This is a genomic window from Methylibium petroleiphilum PM1, assembly GCF_000015725.1.
Classification (GTDB): Bacteria; Pseudomonadota; Gammaproteobacteria; order Burkholderiales; family Burkholderiaceae_C; genus Methylibium; species Methylibium petroleiphilum.
Window position 1 is genome coordinate 2,611,870 of the sequence record NC_008825.1, and the last position, 21,771, is coordinate 2,633,640.

The following is a 21,771-nucleotide window of genomic DNA, read 5'->3' on the forward strand; positions in this document are numbered from 1 at the left end:
CATGTCCAGGACCCCACCCGAGAGCGAGCTCATCTCGCTGCAGCGCGCCAACGAGGAACTGCGCGCGCTGAACCAGAGCCTGCACAGCGCGCAGGACCAGTTGCTGCAGTCCGAACGGCTGGCGTCGATCGGGCAGCTGGCGGCCGGCGTGGCGCACGAGATCAACAACCCGATCGGCTACGTGTTCTCGAACTTCGGCACGCTGGAGGCCTATCTCGAGCGCCTGTTCGAGATGCTCGAAGCCTACGAACAGGCCGAACCGGCACTGGCCGACAGCACCATCGCGGACCGGCTCGCGGCCTTGCGCGAGCGTGTCGAGCTCGACTACCTGAAGCAGGACATCCCGGCGCTGATGGCCGAGTCCAAGGAAGGCCTGTCGCGGGTCCGCAAGATCGTCCAGGACCTGAAGGACTTCTCGCGTGTCGACACCCACCAGGAGTGGGGCTGGGCTTCGCTGCACCAGGGCATCGACTCGACGCTGAACATCGTCGCCAACGAGATCAAGTACCGCGCCGACGTGAAGCGCGAGTACGGTGCCTTGCCCGACATCGAGTGCCTGCCGTCGGAGCTGAACCAGGTGTTCCTGAACCTGCTCGTCAACGCGGCCCATGCGATCGGCCCGCAGCGCGGCCTGATCGTCGTGCGCAGCGGCGATGCCGGGGACAAGGTGTGGGTCGAAGTCGAGGACAACGGCAGCGGGATCGCACCCGAACACCTGGCGCGCATCTTCGACCCCTTCTTCACCACCAAGCCGGTCGGCCGCGGCACCGGCCTGGGCCTGTCGCTGGCCTACGGCATCGTGCAGAAGCACCAGGGCCGCATCGACGTGCGCAGCGAACCGGGCCGCGGCTCGTGTTTCCGCGTCACGCTGCCGGTGCGGCGCCCGAGCGCCGAAGGCGGTTCGGCATGACGGCCGCAATCCCGGCGTGGACGGTGCTCGCCGTCGACGACGAGCCGAACATCCTGGCCGCGCTGCGGCGCCTGTTCCGCGCCACGGGCTGGCGCATCCTGACCGCCGCGCACGCCGAAGAGGCGCTCGCGCTGCTGGCCGCCGAACCCGTCGACGCCGTGCTGTCGGACATGCGCATGCCGGGCATGGACGGTGTGCAGTTCCTCGAGCGGGTCAGCCAGGGCTGGCCGCGTACCGCGCGATTGCTGCTGACGGGCCAGGCAGATCTGGGCTCGACGATCGCTGCCATCAACCGCGGCCGGCTGCACCGCTACATCACCAAGCCCTGGAATGACGAAGAGCTGGTGCTGACGCTGCGCCAGGTCGCCCAGAACCAGCAGCTCGAAGCCGACAAGCTGGCGCTGGAGCAGCTCACGCAACAGCAGAACGACGAGCTGAAGACGCTGAACTCGAGCCTGGAGATCCGCGTCGCCTTGCGCACCGAGGAACTCGCTGCCGCCAACCAACGGCTCAAGCGCAACTACCTGACGTCGATCAAGGCCTTTACCGCGCTGATCGAGCTGCGCGGCAGCGCCCAGGTCGGACACGCGCGCCAGGTGGCCGATCTGACCCGGCGCATCGCCCAGGCGATGACGCTGGATGCCGACACCACGCACGACCTGCCGATCGCCGCGCTGCTGCACGACATCGGCCACATCGGCCTCAGCGACGCGGTGCTGGCGCGACCGGTGAACCGGCTCGACAGCGACGAGCTGCGCCGCTACCGCCTGCACCCGGTGCTCGGGGAGCAGGCCTTGCTGGCCAGCGATGACATGCAGGGCGTGGCGCCGCTGATCCGCGCCCACCACGAGCGCTGGGACGGGCAAGGTTTCCCCGACGGCCTGCGCGGCGCGGCGATCCCGCTCGGGGCCCGCATCCTGGCGGTGGCCGACGCCTTCGAGGACTTGCGCAGTGGCAGGATCGACGGCCACGTCCTGAGCCCGCTGGATGCCCGCCGCACGGTCCTCGCCGCGCGCGGCAGCCAGTTCGACCCGAGCGTCGTCGATGCCTTCGCGGGCCTGTTCCCGGCGGCGCCCCCCAAGCCGGCCGTGACGACGCTGCGCCTGCGCACCGCGGACCTGCGCGCCGGGCAGACGCTGGCGCAGGATTTCGTGTCGCTTGAGGGCGTGCTGCTGCTATCGGCCGGCCAGCGGTTGAACGACGACCTGATCGGCCGCATTTGTGCCTTCGAGCGCAAACATGGCTTGGCGTTGACACTGGGCGTGCACGCGTCGCAAGGGGCCGGCCGGTGAAGCGGCTGCTGATCGTCGACGACCAGACACCGGTACTGCATGCCCTGCGTCGTCTTGTGCAACGGCACTTCAAGCCGCAGCAACTCGGCGTGGAAGTCTGCGCCGATCCTCTGCAGGCCCTGCAGCGCCTGCAGCAGGCGCACTTCGACGTGCTGATCAGCGACTACCGCATGCCGCGGCTGGACGGCGTGACGCTGCTTGCCCGCGCCAGAGAACTGGACCCGCGCATGGTGCGCATGATGCTCAGCGCGGCGGCCGACTTCGGCACGGTGCTGGCGGCAGTGAATCGCGCCGGGGTCTTTCGTTACATCACGAAGCCGTGGAGCGAATCGCAACTGATCGCCGACCTGCGTGCCGCACTGGTGTTCGACCCTTGCGCCGCCCCGAGCGCTGACGAGCGGGAACGGCGCCGACTCGAGGCGCTGGAGCCGGGCATCACGCAGGTCGAGTGGGGGCCGAACGGCGAAGTGCTGATGCCGGGCCACCTGCCGACGCGACCGGGCAAGCTGTGAGTCCGTCGCGGTACGAAGGTGGTTGGTTCGGAGGCGGTTCCCCCAGGCAGGAGTGCCCGGTTCCCCCGATTGTTCCCCCAGCCTGCGCTGGATGACCAAGCACGGCGCGAGACACCCAGAAACGACAAAGCCCCGTGGAACGGGGCTTTGCAGCGGATTCAGAGGCGTCTTGCGATGCTCTGATAGCGATCCTTGGCGGAGTCGGAGGGATTCGAACCCTCGATGCAAGTTTTAGCTCACATACTCCCTTAGCAGGGGAGCACCTTCGGCCTCTCGGTCACGACTCCAGCACGGGATGGATTATGCCGCAGGCACGGCGGCCGGCGCGTCGAGGTCGAAGGCCTTGTGCAACGCGCGCACCGCGAGCTCCATGTACTTCTCGTCGATCACGACGCTGGTCTTGATCTCGGAGGTGGAGATCATCTGGATGTTGATGCCCTCCTCCGACAGCACGCGGAACATGCGGCTGGCCACGCCCACGTGGCTGCGCATGCCGATGCCGACGATGCTGACCTTGCAGATCTTCGGGTCGCCCAGCACCTGGGCCGCGTTGATGACCGGCTGCACGGTGCCCTTCAGCAGTTCCATCGTGCGCGCGTAGTCGTTGCGGTGCACGGTGAAGGAGAAGTCGGTCTTGCCGTCGTGCGAGACGTTCTGGATGATCACGTCGATGTCGATGTTGGCCTCGGCCACCGGGCCGAGGATCTGGAACGCGATGCCCGGCTTGTCGGGTACGCCCATCACGGTGATCTTCGCCTCGTCGCGGTTGAAGGCGATGCCCGACACGACAGCTTGTTCCATGTTCTCGTCTTCCTCAAAGGTGATCAGGGTGCCGGACTTCGCTTCCTCGTCGAGCGGGATGTCCCAGGGCGTGAAGCTCGACAGCACGCGCAGCGGCACGCGGTACTTGCCGGCGAACTCGACCGAGCGGATCTGCAGCACCTTGGAGCCCAGGCTGGCCATCTCCAGCATTTCCTCGAAGCTGATCGCCGACAGGCGCCGGGCTTCGGGCACGACGCGCGGGTCGGTGGTGTAGACGCCGTCGACGTCGGTGTAGATCAGGCACTCGGCGGCCTTCATCGCCGCCGCGACCGCCACCGCCGAGGTGTCCGAGCCGCCACGGCCCAGCGTGGTGATGTGGCCGTCGCCGTCGATGCCCTGGAAGCCGGTGATGACCACCACCTTGCCAGCGGCCAGGTCGGCGCGCACACGCACGTCGTCGATGCTCTCGATGCGCGCCTTGGTGTAGGCGCTGTCGGTGCGGACCGGCACCTGCCAGCCGGTGTAGCTGACGGCCTGCAGGCCTTCGGCCTGCAGCGCGATGGCCAGCAGGCCGACCGAGACCTGCTCGCCGGTGGCGGCGATCATGTCGAGCTCGCGCGCCAGCTGCGGCGTGTGCGATGCGGGCGACAGCTCCTTCGCGAGGCCGAGCAGCCGGTTGGTCTCGCCGCTCATCGCGGAGGGCACGACCACCATCTGGTGGCCGGCGCGCGCCCATTTGGCGACGCGCTTGGCGACATTGCGGATGCGCTCGGTCGAGCCCATCGACGTGCCGCCGTACTTGTGAACGATCAGTGCCATGAGAAAAGCCGCGGCGGGAAAGTCGGTTGGGCGGGGTGCCCGGCGCCGCGAGCCCGGCATTTTAGCCGGCCGGCGCGGCATTCCCGGGTGCTCCGGACCGCTCAGCCCGTCGGCAGCGGTTCCCAGCGCAGCGCGAGCTGCGGCTCGCCGGGCGCGGCCATCGCCCGGGCGTCAACCCCCAGGCCGGGCACGAACAGCAACCGCCCATCACCGCCGTACAGCAGCGGACCGCCACGCGCCCAGGCCGGGACGGCGGCGGCCTGGTACTGCTTCTTGAGGCTTCGCGCCGGCCGACCGGCTTCCCCCTGGAACTGCTCGCCGCCACGTCGCGGCTGCAGGCTCAGCACCGCCAGCTGCGCCGCCGGCACGCCGCCGGCGCGCACCCGCTCGGCCACCAGCACGCCGCCCCAGCCGGGCAGGCGGTAGCGCCCGCCACGGCGGAGCGCGAGCGTGGTCTCGCGGACCGCCGGGGGCTCCCGCGTCGCGTCCGGCGTGGGCACGAAGCGCAGTTCGCCACGGTAACGGCGCAGTTCGCCGCCCTTCAGGGGCCAGCGGGCCGGCGCGCCGGCGGGCAGTTCGGCCATCAGCCGCTCCAGATCGGCGGCCGTCGGCGCCGTGACGCCGGCCTGCTGCAGCCACCGCCGCAGCGCGTGCACCGCGCGGTGCGGCGCCAGCTGCCGCCAGGCTGTGAGCGGGAGCACGTCGTTGGTCGCGGCGCAGGCCGCCAGGTCCAGAGCCGCCAGGTCGGCCACACAGGCTGCGGCCTGCTGGGCCCAGCGGGCGGCATCGGCGAGCGTGCCCTCGGCCTGCGGAAACGCCGCCTGCAGGGCCGGCCAGACCTGCAGCCGCAGGCGGTTGCGCGCGAAGCGCGGATCGTCGTTGCTGTCGTCGTCGATATAGCTCAGCCGATACCGGCGCACATAGGCCTCGATCGCCTCGCGCGGACGGGCCAGCCAGGGACGCGCCCAGGTGATGCCGTCACGTTCGATCGAGCGCGGCATGCCGGCCAGCCCGGCCACGCCGGCACCTCGCAAAGCCTGAAGCAGCAGGGTCTCGGCCTGGTCGCGCTGGTGGTGAGCCAGCAGCACGAGCGCCACGCCCTGCTCGACGGCGAGCGTGCGCAGCGCCGCATACCGAGCGGCACGCGCCACGGCTTCGAGGCTGTCACCGGACCGGCAGGCAAGCTGCACGCGCATCGCGCGAAAGCACACGGGCAGGCCGCGCCGCGCCCAGCGCCGGCACTGCGACTCGCAGTGCGCGAGCCAGGCATCGGCACGGGCACTCAGGCCGTGGTGCACATGCAGGGCATGGACCGTGAGGCCGCTGTCGCGGGCCGCGATCAGCGTGGCGTGCAGCAGCGCGGTGGAGTCGCGCCCACCGCTGTAGGCGACGGCCAGGCCGCGGGGCGGCTCAGCGCTCCTTGGTGTCGTTGTAGCGGCCGTAGCTCTTGAGCCGCTCATAGCGCTGGTTCAGCAGCTCGCGGGGCTTCAGGTCGGCGACCTGGCGCAGCGCGTCGTTGAGCGCGCGCTTGAGGTAGACCGCCATCTGCGCCGGATCGCGGTGGGCACCGCCGACCGGCTCGTTGACGATCTTGTCGACCAGGCCCAGCGCCTTGAGCCGGTGCGCGGTGATGCCCATCGCCTCGGCGGCGTCGGCCGCACGTTCGGCGGTCTTCCAGAGGATGGAGGCACAGCCCTCCGGCGAGATGACCGAATAGACCGAGTACTGCAGCATCAGCACCTGGTCGCCCACGCCGATGGCGAGCGCGCCGCCGGAGCCGCCCTCACCGATGATGGTGGTGATGATCGGCACCTCGAGCTGGGCCATCGCGAAGATGTTGTGGCCGATGGCCTCGGACTGGCCGCGCTCCTCGGCGCCGATGCCGGGGTAGGCGCCCGGCGTGTCGACGAAGGTGAACACCGGCAGGCCGAACTTCTGCGCCAGCGTCATCAGGCGCAGCGCCTTGCGGTAGCCCTCGGGCCGGCTCATGCCGAAGTTGCGCAGCGCGCGCTCCTTGGTGTCACGCCCCTTCTGGTGGCCGAGCACCATGCAGGCCTGGCCGTTGAAGCGCGCCAGGCCGCCGACGATGCTCTGGTCGTCGGCGAACGCGCGGTCGCCGTGCAGTTCCTGGAAGTCGGTGAACACATGGTTCACGTAGTCCAGCGTGTAGGGCCGCTGCGGATGGCGCGCGATCTGCGTCACCTGCCAGGGCGTCAGGCTCGAGTAGATGTCCTTGGTGAGCTGCAGGCTCTTCTTGGACAGGCGGTCGATCTCCTCGGAGATGTCGACCGCCGACTCGCTCTGCACGTAGCGCAGCTCGTCGATCTTGGTTTCGAGGTCGGCGATCGGCTGCTCGAACTCGAGAAAATGTTTCTTGCTCATCCCAAACGATCCTTTCTCGGGAAAGGTGGGCGCATTGTCGCGGAATTCTCGGCGCGCTCAGTAGGTCACGCGCGGATCCAGGCTGCGCCACAGGTACCAGGTGGCCACCGAGCGGAACGGCGCCCATGCGTCGCCCACCTCACGCGCCTCGTTGCGCGACACCGGCTCGCCGCTGAAGTAGTGCTGGCTGATGCCCTTGAGCAGGCCGAGGTCGTCGAGCGGCAGCACGTTGGGGCGCATCAGGTGGAAGATCAGGAACATCTCGGCCGTCCAGCGGCCGATGCCGCGGATGGCGACCAGTTCGTCGATGATGGACTCGTCGTCCATCGAGGTCCAGTTGCGCACGTGCACCGTGCCACCGTCGAAGTGCCCGGCCAGGTCGCGCAGGTATTCGATCTTGCGCGCGGACAGGCCGGCGCCGCGCAGCGCGGCACTGTCGGCCGCGAGCACCCCCGCCGGCCGCACGTGCACCGCGGAGCCGCCCTCGAACAGCGCGGCGAAGCGCTCCCACACCGCCTGCGCGGCCGGCACCGAGATCTGCTGGCCGACGATGGAACGTGCGAGCGTGGTGAAGGCATCGCCGCGGCTCTCGAGCCGGGCCTCGCCCAGCTTCGGGATCAGCTTGCGCATCACGCGATCGCGCTTGGCGAGGTGCTTGCACGCCTCGTCCCAGTAGTCGGGCGTGACGAAGCCGGGGCCGCGGGGCGACATGGTGCGGGAGGCTCGTGGCTCGGGCGAAGGCTCAGGCCTTGACCCAGGTGGTCCCGGCGGGCGTGTCCTTGAGGACGATGCCCTGCGCCGCCAGGGCGTCGCGGATGCGGTCGGACTCGGCGAAGTCGCGTGCGGCCTTGGCCGCCGCCCGCGCCGCGATCTGGGCCTCGATGTGGCCGGTATCGACGCCGCTGCCGCCCTGCAGGTACTGCGCCGCTTCCTGCTGCAGCAAGCCCAGCGTGCCGGCCAGCGAACGCAGCAGGCCGGCGCTCTGCGCCGAGCGGCTGCGGTTCACCTCGCCGGCCAGGTCGAACAGCACCGACACGGCGATCGGCGTGTTGAAGTCGTCGTCCATCGCCGCCTTGAAGCGCGCGGCATGCGGGTCGGTCCAGTCGATCTCGGCCGGTGCGACCGCCGTGCCTTCCAGTGCGGTGTAGAGGCGGCGCAGGCCGCTGCGGGCATCGTCGAGCCCGGCATCGCTGAAGTTGAACGGGCTGCGGTAGTGCACCCGCAGCATGAAGAAGCGGATGGTCTCGCCGTCGTAGCGCTTGAGAATGTCGCGGATGGTGAAGAAGTTGCCCAGCGACTTGGACATCTTCTCGTTGTCGACATTGAGGAAGCCGTTGTGCATCCACACGTTGACGAAGCTGTGCCCGCTGCCCAGGTGGAAGGCGCCGTCGCTCTGCGCGATCTCGTTCTCGTGGTGCGGGAACTGCAGGTCCATGCCGCCGCCGTGGATGTCGAAGCGCTCGCCCAGCAGGGCGTGGCTCATCGCCGAGCACTCGATGTGCCAGCCGGGGCGACCCGGGCCGAACGGCGCGTCGTATTTCGCGTCGGCCGGCTCCTCGGGCTTTGCAGCCTTCCAGAGCACGAAGTCCAGCGGGTCGTCCTTGCCCTCGAGCACCGCCACGCGCTCGCCGGCGCGCAGCGCATCGATCGACTTGCCCGACAGGCGGCCGTACCCGGGGAACTTGCGCACCGAGTAGTTCACGTCGCCGCCCGGCACACGGTAGGCAAGCCCGTTGCGTTCGAGCACCTCGATCAGGCCGACCATCGCCCCCACGTACTCGGTGGCGCGCGGCTCGTGCGTCGGGGGCTCGATGCCGAGCGCCCCGATGTCCTGGTGCATCGCGGCGGTCATCTCGTCGGTCAGCTGGCGGATCGGGATGCCGCGCTCGAGCGCGCGCTTGATGATCTTGTCGTCGATGTCGGTGATGTTGCGCACGTACGTGACGCGCAGTCCCGACACCCGCAGCCAGCGTTGCACCACGTCGAACGCCATCATCATGCGTGCGTGGCCCACGTGGCAGAGGTCGTAGATCGTCATGCCGCACACGTACATGCGCACGTGGCCGGGTTCGATCGGCGAGAACGCCTCGGTCGAGCGAGTGAGGGTGTTGTGGATGCGCAGGCTCATCGGGACGGATCGATCGGGTCTGTCACGGGCAGGCCGCATGCCGACGATCGAAGCGCCGCAGTATAGCGATCACCCCCCTGCCCGCGGCGGGGCTTCCGATCGGTGGAGAATACGGTTCCGAGCGGGTGACAAGCCCGCCGTTTGCATTCAGGAGACTTGATGATTTCCAGAACCTGGGCCGCCTTCGCGCTGGCCGCTGCGGTATTCGCCGCACCGTTGACCGCGGCGGCGCAGAAGGTGCGCCTCGCGACGAGCGAGGGCGACATCGTGCTGCAGCTCGACCCCGCCAAGGCCCCGAAGACCGTCGACAACTTCGTCGCCTATGTCAAGAGCGGGCACTACGACGGCACCATCTTCCACCGCGTGATCGACGGCTTCATGATCCAGGGCGGCGGCTTCGACAAGGACATGAAGGAGAAGAAGACCGGGGCCCCGATCGCGCTGGAGAACCGCAGCGGCCTGCGCAACGAGCGCGGCAGCATCGCCATGGCGCGCACCATGGACCCGAACTCGGCCACCGCGCAGTTCTTCGTGAACCTCACCAACAACGCCTTCCTCGACCCGGCGAACTCGCGCGACGGCAACGGCTACGCGGTGTTCGGCAAGGTCATCGAGGGCATGGACGTGGTCGACCGCATCAAGGGCGTGCCCACCACCAACAAGGGCCCCCACCAGAACGTGCCGGCGACGCCGGTGCTCATCAAGAAAGCCACGCTGGAGCCATGACATGACCAAGACCATCGAACTGCACACCAACCACGGCGTGATCCGTGCCGAGCTCGACGAAGTGAAGGCGCCCGCCACGGTCGCCAACTTCCTGAGCTACGTGAAGGCCGGCCACTACGACGGCACGGTGTTCCACCGTGTCATCAAGGGCTTCATGGTCCAGGGCGGTGGCTTCGAGCCGGGCCTGAAGCAGAAGCCCACCCAGGCCCCGATCGCCAACGAGGCGAACAACGGCCTGAAGAACGACAAGTACACGCTGGCGATGGCACGCACCAATGCGCCGCACTCCGCGTCGTCGCAGTTCTTCATCAATGCCACCGACAACGACTTCCTGAACTTCAAGTCGGAAAGCCCGCAGGGCTGGGGCTATGCGGTGTTCGGCAAGGTGGTGGCCGGCACCGAGGTGGTCGATGCGATCGAGCGCGTGAAGACCGGCCGCCAGGGCGGCCACGACGACGTGCCGCTCGAGGACGTGGTGATCACGCGAGCGAACGAAGTCGCCTGAGGCGCTCGAAGCCGATGACCTCGTCGCCGGCCGCACCGCCCCGGGGCGCCGGCGTGTCCCCGTCGCTGCCGAAGTTCTGGGAGTTCGAGGCGCCCGCTGAATGGCGGGCGATCGACTTCATCTCCGACCTGCACCTGCAGGCGAGCCATCCCCTCACCTTCGAGGCGTTCTCGCAGCATCTGCTGCACACGAGCGCCGAGGCGGTGTTCATTCTCGGCGACCTGTTCGAGGTATGGATCGGCGACGACGCCCGGCATGAGGGCTTCGAGCACCAGGTCGTCGAGGTGCTGAAGGAAGCCGCCGCGCGACGCAGCGTGTCCTTCATGGCAGGCAACCGCGACTTCCTGGTCGGCGTCGAACTGCTGAAGGAGTGCGGCATGACGGCCCTGCCCGATCCGACGGTGCTGCGGGCCTTCGGCGAGCGGGTGCTGCTGACGCACGGTGACGCGCTGTGCCTGGAAGACGTGGAGTACCAGCGCTTCCGCGCCGTCGTGCGCACCGAACAGGCCCGCGAGGACTTCCTGGCGCGGCCGCTGCCCGAGCGCCGTGCGCTGGCCGCCCAGATCCGCGCGGTCAGCATGCAGCAACAGCAGCGCGACGGTCGGCCGGAGACCTGGGCCGATCTCGACGCTGGCGCCACCGTGCAGTGGATGCACGAGGCCGGCACGCCGCTGCTGGTGCACGGTCACACCCACCGCCCGGCCACGCAGGAACTGGCCCCCGGCTTCACCCGCCACGTACTGACCGACTGGGAGCTCGACCGGGGCCCCGCGCAGGCAGCCCGCGCCGGCGTGCTGCGCCTGAGCGCGCGCGGCCTGCAGCGGCTGCCGCCCGCGGTTTCTCCGGCCGCGCACGCTGCACCGTGATCGCGCGCTGGTGGCGCCGCCGACGGGAGGCCCGCACGCTGCGCACGCGGGCGGTGCCCTCGGCGTTGTGGCAGCTGACGCTGCAGCGCTACCCCTTCCTCGCCGCGCTCGACGACGCCGGGCGCGAGCGTCTGCGCGCGCTGGTCAGCCTGTTCCTGGCGGACAAGGAATTCACCACGGTCGGGGGCCTGGAGCTCAGTGACGAGATCGCCGTCGCGATTGCCGCGCAGGCCTGCCTGCCGGTGCTGGAGCTCGGCCTGGCGGCCTATGACGGCTTCGTCGGCATCGTGGTGCATGCCGACGAGGTGGTGGCACAGCGCGAGCACCTGGACGAAGATGGCATCCTGCACCGCTACGAGGAGGTGCTCACCGGCGAGGCCATGGAGGGCGGTCCGGTGATGCTGTCCTGGCACGACGTGGCCGAGGCCGGCGTCACCGCCGAACGCGGCTACAACGTCGTGATCCACGAGTTCGTGCACGTGCTGGACATGGCCGACGGCCTGCCGGCCGACGGCGTTCCGGTGTTGGCCGGTCGCGCCGCGCGCACTCACTGGCTGCAGGTGCTGGAAGCGGCCTACCAGCGGCTGTGCCGCGAACTCGATGCCGGCCGCAAACCCTTCCTCGACCCGTATGGCGCGGAGGCGATCGAAGAGTTCTTTCCGGTGGCGGCCGAGGCCTTCTTCGTCGCACCGCACGCGCTGCGCGACGAGCAGCCCGCTTTGTACGAGTTGTTCCGCGAATATTTCCGGCAGGACCCGGCTGCCCGCCTGGTGCCGCAGCCCGGGCCCTGAAAGCAAAACGGGGAGCCGAAGCTCCCCGCTCCCTGCAAGCCGCTGCCGGCCTGTGGCCGGGTCAGTCGGCCGTGGCCGGCTCCGATTTCGGCTTGTCGCTCTTCTTCCACGGCGTGATGTCGAGCACCGGCTGGCCTTCGGCGTCGATGTCGACCGACAGGCGCCCGCCATCGACCAGGCGGCCGAACAGCAGTTCGTCGGCCAGCGCGCGGCGGATCGTGTCTTGGATCAGCCGCTGCATCGGCCGCGCCCCCATCAGCGGATCGAAGCCCTTCTTCGCCAGGTGCTTGCGCAGGGCGTCGGAGAAAGTCACGTCGACCTTCTTCTCGGCCAGCTGGCTCTCGAGCTGCAGCAGGAACTTGTCGACCACCCGCAGGATGATCTCCTCGTCGAGCGCGCGGAAGCTGACGATCGCGTCGAGCCGGTTGCGGAACTCCGGCGTGAACAGGCGCTTGATGTCGGCCATCTCGTCGCCCGATTCGCGGGCATTCGTGAAGCCGATGGTCGACTTGTTCATCGTCTCCGCGCCGGCGTTCGTGGTCATGATGATGATCACGTTGCGGAAATCGGCCTTGCGCCCGTTGTTGTCGGTCAGCGTGCCGTGGTCCATGACCTGCAGCAGCACGTTGAAGACATCGGGGTGGGCCTTCTCGATCTCGTCGAGCAGCAGCACGCAGTGCGGCTTCTTGGTGACCGCCTCGGTCAGCAGCCCGCCCTGGTCGAAGCCCACGTAGCCCGGCGGCGCGCCGATCAGGCGGCTGACCGTGTGGCGCTCCATGTACTCGGACATGTCGAAGCGCACCAGCTCGATGCCGAGGATGAAGGCCAGCTGCTTGGCCGCCTCGGTCTTGCCGACGCCGGTGGGGCCGCTGAACAGGAAGGAGCCGATCGGCTTGTCCGGCTTGCCCAGGCCCGAGCGCGCCATCTTGATGGCCGACGCCAGCGCGTCGAGCGCCGGGTCCTGACCGAACACCACGCTCTTCAGGTCGCGGTCCAGGTTCTTCAGCTTGCCGCGGTCGTCGTTGCTGACGCTCTGCGGCGGGATGCGCGCGATCTTGGCGACGATCTCCTCGACCTCCGCGCGGTTGATCGTCTTCTTCTGCTTGCTCTTGGGCAGGATGCGCTGGGCGGCACCGGCCTCGTCGATCACGTCGATCGCCTTGTCGGGCAGGTGGCGGTCGTTGATGAACTTGGCCGACAGCTCGGCTGCGGCCTGCAGCGCGCCCAGCGCGTACTTCACGCTGTGGTGCTCCTCGAAGCGCGACTTCAGCCCCTTCAGGATCTCGATGGTCTGCTCGACCGAAGGCTCGACCACGTCGACCTTCTGGAAGCGCCGCGACAGTGCCGCATCCTTCTCGAAGATGCCGCGGTACTCGGTGAACGTGGTTGCGCCGATGCACTTGAGCTGCCCGGAGCCGAGCGCCGGCTTCAGCAGGTTGCTGGCGTCGAGCGTGCCGCCCGATGCGGCGCCGGCGCCGATCAGCGTGTGGATCTCGTCGATGAACAGCACGGCATGGGGCTGCTCCTTCAGGGCCTTCAACACGCCCTTCAGGCGCTGCTCGAAATCGCCGCGGTACTTGGTACCGGCCAGCAGCGCGCCCATGTCGAGCGAGTAGACGGTCGCGTCGGCCAGGATCTCGGGCACGTCGTTCTGCGTGATGCGCCACGCCAGGCCCTCGGCGATCGCGGTCTTGCCGACCCCGGCCTCGCCCACCAGCAGCGGGTTGTTCTTGCGGCGGCGGCACAGCACCTGGATCACCCGCTCGACCTCGTGCTCGCGGCCGATCAGCGGATCGATCTTGCCGTCACGGGCGAGCTGGTTGAGGTTCTGGGTGAACTGGTCCAGCGGCGAGCCCTTGCCTTCGCCGGCCTCTTCCTTCTCGCCTTCGCCGCTGCCGCCCTCGGCGCCCTTGGAAGGCTCGGGCGGCTCGGACTTCTTGATGCCGTGGGCGATGAAGTTCACCACGTCCAGCCGCGTCACGCCCTGCTGGTGAAGGTAGTACACCGCGTGCGAATCCTTCTCGCCGAAGATCGCCACCAGCACGTTGGCGCCCGTCACTTCCTTCTTGCCGGACCCGGTGGACTGCACGTGCATGATCGCGCGCTGGATCACGCGCTGGAATCCCAGCGTGGGTTGGGTGTCGACCTCGTCGGTGCCGCCGACCGTGGGCGTGTTCTCCTTGATGAACTGCGTCAGGCTCTTGCGCAGGTCATCGAGGCTGGCCGAGCAGGCGCGCAGCACTTCGGCGGCGGACGGGTTGTCGAGCAGCGCGAGCAGCAGATGCTCGACCGTGATGAATTCGTGGCGCTGCTGACGCGCTTCGACGAACGCCATGTGCAGGCTGACTTCCAGTTCTTGCGCAATCATGCGGCCTCCATAGTGCATTGCAACGGGTGCCCCGACCGCTTGGCCGCAGCGAGCACCGACTCGACCTTGGTCGAGGCGACATCTTTCGTGTAGACGCCGCACACGCCCCGACCTTCGTGGTGGATTTTGAGCATGATCTGCGTCGCCGTCTCGATATCCCGCTGGAAGAATTCCTGCAGGACCATCACGACGAACTCCATCGGCGTGTAGTCGTCATTGAGCAGCACCACCTGGTACATCCGGGGCGGCTCGACGCGGGCCGATTGCCGTTCGGCCACGACCGCGCCCTGCCCGTCGTCCGGCTTGGTGACCGGGCGCTTCGGGGGAGTGGGCGGTACGGTGTCGTCGGGCATGGAAAAGATTCTATCGACTGCTGGGAAGCGACTTCCATGCCGGTCAATATGACACCACTGAGCCCGAACTCAAGGCCTCCGCACGCCGTGCACGCACGCTGGCCGCCCTATCCCGTTCGTCCGTCACGGCCGGCGCCGGCTTGACAGGCCGCGGCCGCCCTGCCCAGAATCGTCCGTCGAGGGGTTGGAGAACGTCCATGGTCAACGGCACGGTCAAGTGGTTCAACGATGCCAAGGGCTTCGGCTTCATCGAACCCGAGGGTGGCGGCGAAGACGTGTTCGCCCATTTCTCGGCCATCCTGATGGACGGCTTTCGCACGCTGAAGCAAGGCGCCCGCGTCAGCTTCGAACTGGTGGACGGCCCCAAGGGCAAGCTGGCCCAGAACATCGCCCCGCTGGAAAGCCGCGCCGACCCGGCGGCGGTCCGCGCTCCGGCCAACGACCGGGAACTGGCCGCCGGCCTCTGAGGCTCATCCGCGCCGAACAGGCGCGCGGCGTGCACTGGAATGCGGCGATGCCGCTCCGGCGGACTTCGGCTCTGCCCCAACGCGCGCCTGTTGCGCACCGGATTCATGCAGTCAGCAGGGCTTCAGCGGGAATGCCCGGCCGCCTCGTCCGGCGCTGGGCGAGCCGGCTGCAGTTCCGCGAACAGGTCGCCCGGCAGCGTGTCGAGCGGCGACTCGGACACGTCGAGACCCTGACGCAGGTCGAACGACGACACCAGCCAGCCCGCGCCCTGGGGGTCGGCGGGCGGCTCGGGACTGACCGGGACCACGCACTCCAGATCGGGCGACGGACGTGCGCGCTTTTTGGGGGACTTGAAGAATGCCATGGCTCCCTCTGCGGGGCGGCGCGCGAAACGCGCGTGCCGGCTGCGGGAAGAAGCATCGCAAATGCCGGGCCCGCTGCCGTCCCCCTCTCTGAGGGGCGGACACAATGCAACGGCCGTGCAGTGCGAAAGATGCCACGGCATGCCGGCGACCGGGCTACGTCCCGCCCGGCCCGCGACCGGCAGGCGGCGTCATGTCCAGCACGGCCGGGATCGTTTCCTCGGTGCTCACCAGGCCGGCGTGGATCGCCCGCAGAGCGGCCAGGCTGTCCACGTGCGGCAGCACGGTGTCCGCCCCGCAGATCGGGCACGCCGCCGTGCTGTCCTCGTGCAGCCAGAACACGATGTCGGCCGGGCGGAAGATGCCCAGGCACGAGAAGCAGCCGGCCACACGGGCGCGCGTCAGCTCGTCGCGGTTGTTGAAGGATTGGTAGCCGGCATCCATGTCGGTCGACACATTACAACGTGCGGCCCACCATCGGCAATCGGTTCGCAGCCCACCCGGCCAGCCTGCGCTCAGGGCCGTCGCCTGGCCGCCCTTCTTGCGGTGGAGAGCGCCTCCTGCAACTCCCCCGGCAGCGTATCGATCGGATGCTCGATCACGGTGAGGCCGGTGCGCAGTTCACGGGTCGAGTCCAGCCAGGTCGGATCGGAGGCCGCGGAATCGTCGAGTTCCAGATCGAGCGGCGCGGCCGACGGCTGCCGCGACGCTTCCACGGCGGACTTGCGGGAACGGAACCTGAACCAGGCCATCGGAAGCTCCGCGCCCGGCTTCAGTTGAAGACGAGGTAGAGGACCACCAGCACGATCGTCGGCACGCCCAGTATCCAGCCCAGAAAGTACTTGCCCATGTCGGCACTCCTTGGTTCTCTGAAGGAACCTCATGCTCGGACATCCGGACCGCGATGTCACAAGGACGCCGCCGCAAGCTCGCGTAGGACAAGCGCCCGGTGCTTGACGGTGGCGCCAGCGGAATCTCTCACGCCGGCCGCGTGGCCTGCGGAACGCCTGGACGCAGGCAATTCCCCTTCAAAAGGTGGCGCGGCAACCGACTGGCTCGTCGCCTGAGCGACGCACGCCCGTCGCTCCACCGCCTGCGTTTCAATCGCTCACGTGGGAACGCAAAACTGCAACGGATACTTCGAAGTGCCTCGTGGCCGCGAAGACTACGTCGATCCTGCCGGATTCCGCGCGATGGCCGATGAAGTCGATCGGCTGGAGCGTGCGATGGCACCGTGGCCGATCTGGATCCGCTCGCTGGCCCAGATCGCGTTCCTGCTCGCGGCGTTCGCGCACCGCGTTAGGCGCTGCATTCGCCGCAGGCGCCTGCCTGCCGCCGGCCGCCTCGCTCCCGAGCCCCGACAGGAACGCTGCCGCGAACGCGGTCCAGCGCGCCCGCAGTCCTGCATCGAGATCTTCGCGAGCCCGTATGCCGCAAGATGAAAAGCCCCAGGCAAATCAATGCACTGGGCCTGATATGTGGCTACCGGCACCTGCCGGCAGGCTCATCACATGTTGTCGATCATCACCTGCCCGAAGCCCGAGCAGCTGACCTGCGTGGCGCCGTCCAGCAAGCGCGCGAAGTCGTAGGTGACCTTCTTCGACAGGATCGACTTCTCCATCGACGAGATGACGAGGTCGGCCGCCTCGGTCCAGCCCATGTGGCGCAGCATCATCTCGGCCGACAGGATCTCGGAGCCCGGGTTCACGTAGTCCTTGCCGGCGTACTTGGGCGCGGTGCCGTGGGTGGCCTCGAACATCGCGATCGAGTCCGACAGGTTGGCCCCCGGCGCAATGCCGATGCCGCCCACCTGCGCGGCCAGCGCGTCGGACACGTAGTCCCCGTTCAGGTTGAGCGTGGCGATCACCGAGTACTCGGCCGGGCGCAGCAGGATCTGCTGCAGGAAGGCGTCGGCGATCGAGTCCTTGACGGTGATCTCCTTGCCGGTCTTCGGGTTCTTGAACTTGCACCACGGGCCGCCGTCGATCGGCTGCGCGCCGAACTCCTTCTGCGCCAGGCCATAGGCCCAATCGCGGAAACCGCCCTCGGTGAACTTCATGATGTTGCCCTTGTGCACGATGGTCACGCTGGGCTTGTCGTTATCGATCGCGTACTGGATGGCCTTGCGCACCAGGCGCTCGGTGCCCTCGCGCGACACCGGCTTGATGCCGATGCCCGATGTGGCGGGGAAGCGGATCTTCTTGACACCGAATTCGTCCTGCAGGATCTTGATGAGCTTCTTGGCCTTCTCGCTCTCGGCTTCGAACTCGATGCCGGCGTAGATGTCCTCCGAGTTCTCGCGGAAGATCACCATGTTGGTCTTGTGCGGCTCCTTCACCGGGCTCGGCACCCCCTCGAAGTACTGGATCGGGCGCAGGCAGACGTAGAGGTCGAGCTCCTGGCGCAACGCCACGTTGAGCGAGCGGATGCCACCACCCACGGGCGTGGTGAGCGGGCCCTTGATCGAGACCACGTACTCCTTCAGGACCTGCAGCGTCTCTTCCGGCAGCCAGACGTCGGGGCCGTAGACCTTGGTCGACTTCTCGCCGGCGTAGATCTCCATCCAGTGGATCTTGCGCTTGCCACCGTAGCTTTTCTCGACCGCCGCGTCGACCACCTTGATCATCACCGGCGTGATGTCGAAGCCGGTGCCGTCGCCCTCGATGAAGGGGATGATCGGCTGATCGGGCACGTTGAGCGAGAAATCGGCATTGACGGTGATCTTTTGGCCGTCGGCAGGCACCTTGATGTGCTGGTACATGGACTTGCGTCTCCGCTGGGTAAGGGGTCGGAAGGAACAGGGGGGGTGGCTTCGATTCTAGGCGAGCCATCGTGCGGTGCAGCGAGCCGCCGGACGGCGGCCGCGAGCACCATCGATCCGCTGCATCAGACCACCTTGCACCATGGCCCGGACGGACCGGTCAGCTGCAGCCAGATCGCCCATCCGCCAGCCATCACCAGCAGGGCACCGGTCCACCTCGCCGCGCTGGCGCCCTGCCCCAGTCGACCGAGCACGCCGCGGCCGAACAGCAAGGCCAGCCCGCCGCCCAGCGCGAAGGCGAGCATGACCGCAGCGCCCGCCAGCGGCCCGTCGGCCAGCGCCGCAACGACCAGCGCCGAATAGAGCAGGCCGCAAGGCCAGGCCGCCCACAGCGCTCCGGCCGTACCGGCCCAGCCCCAGCCGCGCCGCCGCCCCTTCGCAGGGAGCGGCCCGAGCATGGGGACGGCCACGCCGGGTGCGGAGCCGGTGCCCAGCACGATGCGGGGCATGCGTCCGGCCACCAGCAGCCACAGGCCAAACACCACCACGGTCACCTGCAGCAGGGTCCACAGCGGCCGCAACCAGCGGGTGGCCTGGGCCAGTTCGGCCATCCATCCAGCCCCGGTGGCCACCAGCGCCCCCGCCAGGCCGTAGGACAGCAGGCGCCCCAGATGCAGGGCGGCGGCGGCCCGCGCAGGCCGTGCGCCACCGCAGGACCGCTCGATCGCCGCGCAGGGCGCGGCGCACATCGCGGCACAGTGCGGACTGCCCGCGATGCCGATCGCCAGCCCGGCCGCCACCAGCGAGAGGCTCATGCCGTGACTGTCCCTTGCGTCAGATCAGCCGCGAATAGCGTTCGCGATCGCGGTCGGCCTGCAGGTGACGATCGAACACCATCGCCACGGCGCGCACGAAGTACCAGCCCAGCGGGGTGAGCTGGATCGCGTCGTCGTCGATCTCGATCAGCCCCTGCCCGGCCAGTGGCTGCAGCCGGCGCAGTTCGGCCTCGAAGTAGCGGCGGAAATCGAGCAGGTGAGCCAGTTCGATGGATTCGAACACCACCCGCCCCTGGCACATCAGCGCCATGATCACCGAGCGGCGCACCACGTCGTCGCGCGTCAGCACGAGGCCGCGCACCACCGGCAGTTCCCCGGAGCGCAGGGCGTCCTGGTACTCCGGCAGCGTCTTCGCATTCTGGCTGTAGGTCGCACCGATGCGGCCGATGGCCGAGACGCCCAGGCCGATCAGGTCGCAGTCGGGCTGGGTGCTGTAGCCCTGGAAATTGCGGTGCAGCCGGCCCTGCCGCTTGGCCGCGGCCAGCGCGTCACCCGGCAGGGCGAAGTGGTCCATGCCGATGTAGTCGTAACCGTGCGCCAGGAAGGCGGCGATCGCGTTCGACAGCATCGTCACGCGCTGGGCGGTGCCTGGCAGGTCTGCCGCATGGATGCGCCGCTGCGGCTTGAAGCGCTGCGGCAGGTGCGCATAGCTGTAGAGCGCCACGCGGTCCGGCCGCAACCGCGCCACCTGCTCCACCGTCCGGGCCAGCGAGGCCGGGGTCTGCTTGGGCAGGCCGTGGATCAGGTCGACGTTGATCGAATCGAAGCCCAATGCGCGCGCGCTGGCGATCAGTGCCTCCACCTGCTCGGCCGGCTGCACGCGATGCACCGCGTGCTGCACTTCGGGGTCGAAGTCCTGCACGCCGAAGCTCAGGCGGTTGAAACCCAGCGCCTTCAGGTGCGCCAGCCGCGAGGCACTGACGGTGCGCGGGTCGACCTCGATCGAGCATTCGGCCTGCGGCTGCAGGTCGAAGGCACCGCGCAGCAGGGCCATCAGCTGCGACAGCTCCGTATCGTCCAGGAAGGTCGGCGTACCGCCGCCGAGGTGCAGCTGACTGACGCGCTGGCGGCTGCCGATCACGTCCTGGTGCAATGCCACCTCGCGGCCCAGCCACTCCAGGTACTCGGTGCCGCGCCGGTGCTGCCGGGTGATCACCTTGTTACAGGCGCAGTAGTAGCAGACCGACTCGCAGAATGGGATGTGAACGTAGATCGACAGCGGTGTGCCGCCGCCCACCGCGCCGGCCGCCGGGGCTCCGCTGCGGCGCTGGCCCAGGGCCTGCCGGTACTGAGCGGGGCCGAAGGCCTCCACGAAGCGGTCGGCGGTCGGGTAGGAGGTGTAGCGCGGCCCACCGGCGTCCAGACGACTCAGGAGTTCCTCGCTCGGCGCAGCCGGTTCCAGCATGTCGGTCAGGGTCGGAGGGGGCATGTCCGGACTGTGCCGAGGGCCTCTCACCGGGCTCTTGATCTGGGTCAAGGCCGGTCGCCGGTGGCCTCCGACAATCCATGCACAGCTTGAGGTCGATCATGCAACTTGCCCCTCACGACGCCGCCGCCGACTCACATGCTCCATCGCGGGCCGCGCACAAGATCATAATGAAGCGCATGGAACGCGAACCGATCCGCATCGAGGCCCTCAAGGTCGCATGCTCCAGTTGCAACCTGCGCGAGCTCTGCCTGCCGGTGGGGCTGTCGGACGACGATCTCGACCACCTCGACCAGCTGGTGGGCAGCCGCCGCCCCGTGAAGCGCGGCGACACGCTGTTCCACGCCGGGGATCGCTTCGAGTCGCTTTATGCGGTGCGCACCGGCTTCTTCAAGACCTGCGTGTCCGCCGACGATGGCCGTGACCAGGTGACCGGCTTCCAGATGGCCGGCGAACTGCTGGGACTGGACGGCATCAGCACCGACCGCCATGCCTGCGACGCGGTGGCGCTGGAGGACTCCCAGGTCTGCCAGATCCCCTACTCGCAGCTCGAGAAGCTGTCGCGCGAATCCACGCCGCTGCAGCACCAGTTCCACAAGATCATGAGCCGCGAGATCGTGCGCGACCACGGCGTGATGCTGCTGCTCGGCAGCATGCGGGCCGAGGAGCGGCTCGCGGCCTTCCTGCTGAACCTCACGCAACGCCTGCAGGCACGCGGCTTCTCGGCCTCGTCGCTCGTGCTGCGCATGACGCGCGAGGAGATCGGCAGCTACCTCGGTCTCAAGCTGGAGACCGTGAGCCGCACCTTCTCGAAGTTCCAGGACGAAGGCCTGCTCGAGGTTAAGCAGCGCGACATCCGCGTGCTCGACGAATCCGGGCTGCGCCGGCTCGTCAACGGCCCGGCCTGCTGAAGGTTCGCCGCCTGCCTCGCCCGGCGCGACTCAGGGCCAGCGGCGCGGCTCGGTATTGGCCGGCTCCGGCATTGCCAGCAGCAGCGTCAACATCGACGTCAGCGCGCACACGGTCCAGAACGCGAAGAAGGCCAGCGTGTAGACGCCAGCCGGCGACACCGTCTCCAGCGCGCGCCCGACCCAGCCGCTCAGTTCCGCCGGGTCGGCTGCGCTGAACACCAGGACCTCCAGCACACCCGCCATCAGGAACGACGGCCAGACGATCCACAGCGTGCGTTGTCTCATCGTCGCGAGCTCCGGGTCGACGGGCGGCACCACGTTCAGCGCTCGGGACGCGGCGTGGCCGCATGGTTGCGCGCCTGCACTGCCGGCGTGTCGCTGCCCAGCGGTTCGCTGCTGCGGCTGAGCACCGGGTCGCTGCCACGCACGGCGATCACGGCAGTGACGATGCCAGCCACCACGACCGCCAGCGGGCCGCCCAGCACCAGCCACAGCATGGGCTCGCGCCACCAGGGCAGCGGCCGCTCGGGCGCGGGCGTCGGGCGGGTTGCGTTCTCGTTCGGGGTCATGGGTTGCTCCGGAGAGGGCCGCGT

Annotated in this window: 25 protein-coding genes and 1 tRNA gene; 10 read left to right on the top strand and 16 right to left on the bottom strand. The window is 68.7% G+C overall.

All coding sequences use genetic code 11. From position 1 onward, the window contains the following. Position 1 precedes the first annotated feature (1 nt). The 3 genes from MPE_RS12345 to MPE_RS12355 are packed head-to-tail and all read left to right on the top strand — an operon-like array spanning position 2 to position 2,714. Positions 2-910 (top strand): ATP-binding protein, encoded by a 909-nt coding sequence (locus tag MPE_RS12345; protein WP_310733856.1) that lies wholly within the window; start codon positions 2-4, stop codon positions 908-910. Then, complete coding sequence (nosR, locus tag MPE_RS12350; protein WP_011830038.1) at positions 907-2,202, top strand: response regulator c-di-GMP phosphodiesterase, NosR family; 1,296 nt, start codon at positions 907-909, stop codon at positions 2,200-2,202. Before MPE_RS12345 ends, nosR begins: the two co-directional genes overlap by 4 nt. Then, complete coding sequence (locus tag MPE_RS12355; RefSeq protein WP_011830039.1) at positions 2,199-2,714, top strand: response regulator; 516 nt, start codon at positions 2,199-2,201, stop codon at positions 2,712-2,714. The genes nosR and MPE_RS12355 overlap by 4 nt, the downstream gene beginning before the upstream one ends. Positions 2,715-2,907: 193 nt before the next feature. On the opposite strand, the gene MPE_RS12360 is transcribed toward MPE_RS12355, so the two are convergent. From MPE_RS12360 to cysS, 6 genes are all read right to left on the bottom strand, one after another. Next, a tRNA-Ser gene (locus MPE_RS12360) sits at positions 2,908-3,001 on the bottom strand. 13 nt (positions 3,002-3,014) lie between these two features. Then, complete coding sequence (locus tag MPE_RS12365) at positions 3,015-4,295, bottom strand: aspartate kinase (RefSeq protein ID WP_036231489.1); 1,281 nt, start codon at positions 4,293-4,295, stop codon at positions 3,015-3,017. Positions 4,296-4,396: 101 nt separating this feature from the next. Beyond that, positions 4,397-5,755 carry a tRNA lysidine(34) synthetase TilS gene (gene tilS / locus MPE_RS12370; protein ID WP_011830041.1) on the bottom strand — a complete coding sequence of 453 codons (1,359 nt, stop codon included), beginning with the start codon at positions 5,753-5,755 and terminating at the stop codon, positions 4,397-4,399. Beyond that, positions 5,706-6,677 carry an acetyl-CoA carboxylase carboxyltransferase subunit alpha gene (locus MPE_RS12375; protein ID WP_011830042.1) on the bottom strand — a complete coding sequence of 324 codons (972 nt, stop codon included), beginning with the start codon at positions 6,675-6,677 and terminating at the stop codon, positions 5,706-5,708. The genes tilS and MPE_RS12375 overlap by 50 nt, the downstream gene beginning before the upstream one ends. A 57-nt stretch (positions 6,678-6,734) precedes the next feature. Continuing rightward, entirely contained in the window at positions 6,735-7,388 is a 654-nt protein-coding gene (locus MPE_RS12380; protein ID WP_011830043.1) for a DNA-3-methyladenine glycosylase family protein, read from the bottom strand. 31 nt (positions 7,389-7,419) lie between these two features. After that, positions 7,420-8,805 carry a cysteine--tRNA ligase gene (gene cysS / locus MPE_RS12385; protein WP_036235430.1) on the bottom strand — a complete coding sequence of 462 codons (1,386 nt, stop codon included), beginning with the start codon at positions 8,803-8,805 and terminating at the stop codon, positions 7,420-7,422. Between the two features lie 159 nt (positions 8,806-8,964). Between cysS and MPE_RS12390 the strand changes: the two genes are divergently transcribed. From MPE_RS12390 to MPE_RS12405, 4 genes are read left to right on the top strand one after another with little or no spacing between them, the layout of a single operon-like run. Further along, positions 8,965-9,531 carry a peptidylprolyl isomerase gene (locus tag MPE_RS12390; RefSeq protein ID WP_011830045.1) on the top strand — a complete coding sequence of 189 codons (567 nt, stop codon included), beginning with the start codon at positions 8,965-8,967 and terminating at the stop codon, positions 9,529-9,531. A gap of 1 nt (position 9,532) precedes the next feature. After that, entirely contained in the window at positions 9,533-10,036 is a 504-nt protein-coding gene (locus MPE_RS12395; protein WP_011830046.1) for a peptidylprolyl isomerase, read from the top strand. Between the two features lie 14 nt (positions 10,037-10,050). Further along, positions 10,051-10,902: a UDP-2,3-diacylglucosamine diphosphatase gene (locus tag MPE_RS12400; RefSeq protein WP_011830047.1), complete on the top strand. Its 852-nt coding sequence runs from the start codon at positions 10,051-10,053 to the stop codon at positions 10,900-10,902. Further along, positions 10,899-11,693 carry a M90 family metallopeptidase gene (locus tag MPE_RS12405; protein WP_011830048.1) on the top strand — a complete coding sequence of 265 codons (795 nt, stop codon included), beginning with the start codon at positions 10,899-10,901 and terminating at the stop codon, positions 11,691-11,693. Before MPE_RS12400 ends, MPE_RS12405 begins: the two co-directional genes overlap by 4 nt. Positions 11,694-11,754: 61 nt before the next feature. Here MPE_RS12405 and clpA read toward each other — a convergent pair whose 3' ends face one another. Next, positions 11,755-14,061: an ATP-dependent Clp protease ATP-binding subunit ClpA gene (gene clpA, locus MPE_RS12410; protein ID WP_041929671.1), complete on the bottom strand. Its 2,307-nt coding sequence runs from the start codon at positions 14,059-14,061 to the stop codon at positions 11,755-11,757. Continuing rightward, positions 14,058-14,414 carry an ATP-dependent Clp protease adapter ClpS gene (gene clpS / locus MPE_RS12415; RefSeq protein WP_011830050.1) on the bottom strand — a complete coding sequence of 119 codons (357 nt, stop codon included), beginning with the start codon at positions 14,412-14,414 and terminating at the stop codon, positions 14,058-14,060. The genes clpA and clpS overlap by 4 nt, the downstream gene beginning before the upstream one ends. 197 nt (positions 14,415-14,611) lie before the next feature. Between clpS and MPE_RS12420 the strand changes: the two genes are divergently transcribed. After that, positions 14,612-14,881 carry a cold-shock protein gene (locus tag MPE_RS12420; protein ID WP_011830051.1) on the top strand — a complete coding sequence of 90 codons (270 nt, stop codon included), beginning with the start codon at positions 14,612-14,614 and terminating at the stop codon, positions 14,879-14,881. 122 nt (positions 14,882-15,003) lie between these two features. On the opposite strand, the gene MPE_RS12425 is transcribed toward MPE_RS12420, so the two are convergent. From MPE_RS12425 to MPE_RS12435, 3 genes are all read right to left on the bottom strand, one after another. Beyond that, on the bottom strand, positions 15,004-15,246 hold the full coding sequence (locus MPE_RS12425; RefSeq protein ID WP_011830052.1) for a hypothetical protein: 243 nt from the start codon (positions 15,244-15,246) through the stop codon (positions 15,004-15,006). Between the two features lie 154 nt (positions 15,247-15,400). After that, positions 15,401-15,688 (bottom strand): hypothetical protein, encoded by a 288-nt coding sequence (locus tag MPE_RS12430; RefSeq protein ID WP_011830053.1) that lies wholly within the window; start codon positions 15,686-15,688, stop codon positions 15,401-15,403. A 71-nt stretch (positions 15,689-15,759) separates the two neighbouring features. Continuing rightward, on the bottom strand, positions 15,760-15,996 hold the full coding sequence (locus MPE_RS12435; protein ID WP_011830054.1) for a hypothetical protein: 237 nt from the start codon (positions 15,994-15,996) through the stop codon (positions 15,760-15,762). A gap of 441 nt (positions 15,997-16,437) precedes the next feature. On the opposite strand from MPE_RS12435, the gene MPE_RS12440 reads away from it, so the two are divergent. Then, positions 16,438-16,686: a hypothetical protein gene (locus MPE_RS12440; RefSeq protein ID WP_041929672.1), complete on the top strand. Its 249-nt coding sequence runs from the start codon at positions 16,438-16,440 to the stop codon at positions 16,684-16,686. Positions 16,687-16,751: 65 nt separating this feature from the next. Here the strand turns inward: MPE_RS12440 and icd are convergent, their stop codons facing one another. The 3 genes from icd to hemN form a co-directional block, all read right to left on the bottom strand. Further along, a complete protein-coding gene (gene icd / locus MPE_RS12445) occupies positions 16,752-18,005 on the bottom strand; it encodes an NADP-dependent isocitrate dehydrogenase (protein ID WP_011830056.1) in 1,254 nt (417 codons plus the stop codon). Between the two features lie 125 nt (positions 18,006-18,130). Next, a complete protein-coding gene (locus MPE_RS12450) occupies positions 18,131-18,820 on the bottom strand; it encodes a sulfite exporter TauE/SafE family protein (RefSeq protein WP_011830057.1) in 690 nt (229 codons plus the stop codon). A gap of 19 nt (positions 18,821-18,839) precedes the next feature. Then, entirely contained in the window at positions 18,840-20,270 is a 1,431-nt protein-coding gene (gene hemN / locus MPE_RS12455; protein ID WP_011830058.1) for an oxygen-independent coproporphyrinogen III oxidase, read from the bottom strand. 176 nt (positions 20,271-20,446) lie between these two features. Here hemN and fnr point away from each other — a divergent pair, with 176 nt between their 5' ends. Next, positions 20,447-21,178, top strand: coding sequence for a fumarate/nitrate reduction transcriptional regulator Fnr (gene fnr / locus MPE_RS12460; protein ID WP_036233357.1), 732 nt, complete (start codon positions 20,447-20,449; stop codon positions 21,176-21,178). A 30-nt stretch (positions 21,179-21,208) separates the two neighbouring features. Here fnr and MPE_RS12465 read toward each other — a convergent pair whose 3' ends face one another. Next, a complete protein-coding gene (locus MPE_RS12465) occupies positions 21,209-21,463 on the bottom strand; it encodes a hypothetical protein (RefSeq protein WP_011830060.1) in 255 nt (84 codons plus the stop codon). Between the two features lie 35 nt (positions 21,464-21,498). Continuing rightward, positions 21,499-21,747, bottom strand: coding sequence for a hypothetical protein (locus MPE_RS12470; protein ID WP_011830061.1), 249 nt, complete (start codon positions 21,745-21,747; stop codon positions 21,499-21,501). Positions 21,748-21,771: the final 24 nt, after the last annotated feature.

What these genes read in the sequence shown, in the direction of transcription:
- MPE_RS12345 (WP_310733856.1), top strand. Translation starts at nt 2, where the DNA reads ATGTCCAGGACCCCACCCGAGAGCGAGCTCATCTCGCTGCAGCGCGCC.
- nosR (WP_011830038.1), top strand. Translation starts at nt 907, where the DNA reads ATGACGGCCGCAATCCCGGCGTGGACGGTGCTCGCCGTCGACGACGAG.
- MPE_RS12365 (WP_036231489.1), bottom strand. Translation starts at nt 4,295, where the DNA reads ATGGCACTGATCGTTCACAAGTACGGCGGCACGTCGATGGGCTCGACC.
- tilS (WP_011830041.1), bottom strand. Translation starts at nt 5,755, where the DNA reads ATGAGCGGCTCAAGAGCTACGGCCGCTACAACGACACCAAGGAGCGCT.
- MPE_RS12375 (WP_011830042.1), bottom strand. Translation starts at nt 6,677, where the DNA reads ATGAGCAAGAAACATTTTCTCGAGTTCGAGCAGCCGATCGCCGACCTC.
- MPE_RS12380 (WP_011830043.1), bottom strand. Translation starts at nt 7,388, where the DNA reads ATGTCGCCCCGCGGCCCCGGCTTCGTCACGCCCGACTACTGGGACGAG.
- cysS (WP_036235430.1), bottom strand. Translation starts at nt 8,805, where the DNA reads ATGAGCCTGCGCATCCACAACACCCTCACTCGCTCGACCGAGGCGTTC.
- MPE_RS12390 (WP_011830045.1), top strand. Translation starts at nt 8,965, where the DNA reads ATGATTTCCAGAACCTGGGCCGCCTTCGCGCTGGCCGCTGCGGTATTC.
- MPE_RS12395 (WP_011830046.1), top strand. Translation starts at nt 9,533, where the DNA reads ATGACCAAGACCATCGAACTGCACACCAACCACGGCGTGATCCGTGCC.
- MPE_RS12400 (WP_011830047.1), top strand. Translation starts at nt 10,051, where the DNA reads ATGACCTCGTCGCCGGCCGCACCGCCCCGGGGCGCCGGCGTGTCCCCG.
- clpA (WP_041929671.1), bottom strand. Translation starts at nt 14,061, where the DNA reads ATGATTGCGCAAGAACTGGAAGTCAGCCTGCACATGGCGTTCGTCGAA.
- clpS (WP_011830050.1), bottom strand. Translation starts at nt 14,414, where the DNA reads ATGCCCGACGACACCGTACCGCCCACTCCCCCGAAGCGCCCGGTCACC.
- MPE_RS12420 (WP_011830051.1), top strand. Translation starts at nt 14,612, where the DNA reads ATGGTCAACGGCACGGTCAAGTGGTTCAACGATGCCAAGGGCTTCGGC.
- MPE_RS12425 (WP_011830052.1), bottom strand. Translation starts at nt 15,246, where the DNA reads ATGGCATTCTTCAAGTCCCCCAAAAAGCGCGCACGTCCGTCGCCCGAT.
- MPE_RS12430 (WP_011830053.1), bottom strand. Translation starts at nt 15,688, where the DNA reads ATGGATGCCGGCTACCAATCCTTCAACAACCGCGACGAGCTGACGCGC.
- MPE_RS12435 (WP_011830054.1), bottom strand. Translation starts at nt 15,996, where the DNA reads ATGGCCTGGTTCAGGTTCCGTTCCCGCAAGTCCGCCGTGGAAGCGTCG.
- MPE_RS12440 (WP_041929672.1), top strand. Translation starts at nt 16,438, where the DNA reads ATGGCCGATGAAGTCGATCGGCTGGAGCGTGCGATGGCACCGTGGCCG.
- icd (WP_011830056.1), bottom strand. Translation starts at nt 18,005, where the DNA reads ATGTACCAGCACATCAAGGTGCCTGCCGACGGCCAAAAGATCACCGTC.
- MPE_RS12450 (WP_011830057.1), bottom strand. Translation starts at nt 18,820, where the DNA reads ATGAGCCTCTCGCTGGTGGCGGCCGGGCTGGCGATCGGCATCGCGGGC.
- hemN (WP_011830058.1), bottom strand. Translation starts at nt 20,270, where the DNA reads ATGCCCCCTCCGACCCTGACCGACATGCTGGAACCGGCTGCGCCGAGC.
- fnr (WP_036233357.1), top strand. Translation starts at nt 20,447, where the DNA reads ATGGAACGCGAACCGATCCGCATCGAGGCCCTCAAGGTCGCATGCTCC.
- MPE_RS12465 (WP_011830060.1), bottom strand. Translation starts at nt 21,463, where the DNA reads ATGAGACAACGCACGCTGTGGATCGTCTGGCCGTCGTTCCTGATGGCG.
- MPE_RS12470 (WP_011830061.1), bottom strand. Translation starts at nt 21,747, where the DNA reads ATGACCCCGAACGAGAACGCAACCCGCCCGACGCCCGCGCCCGAGCGG.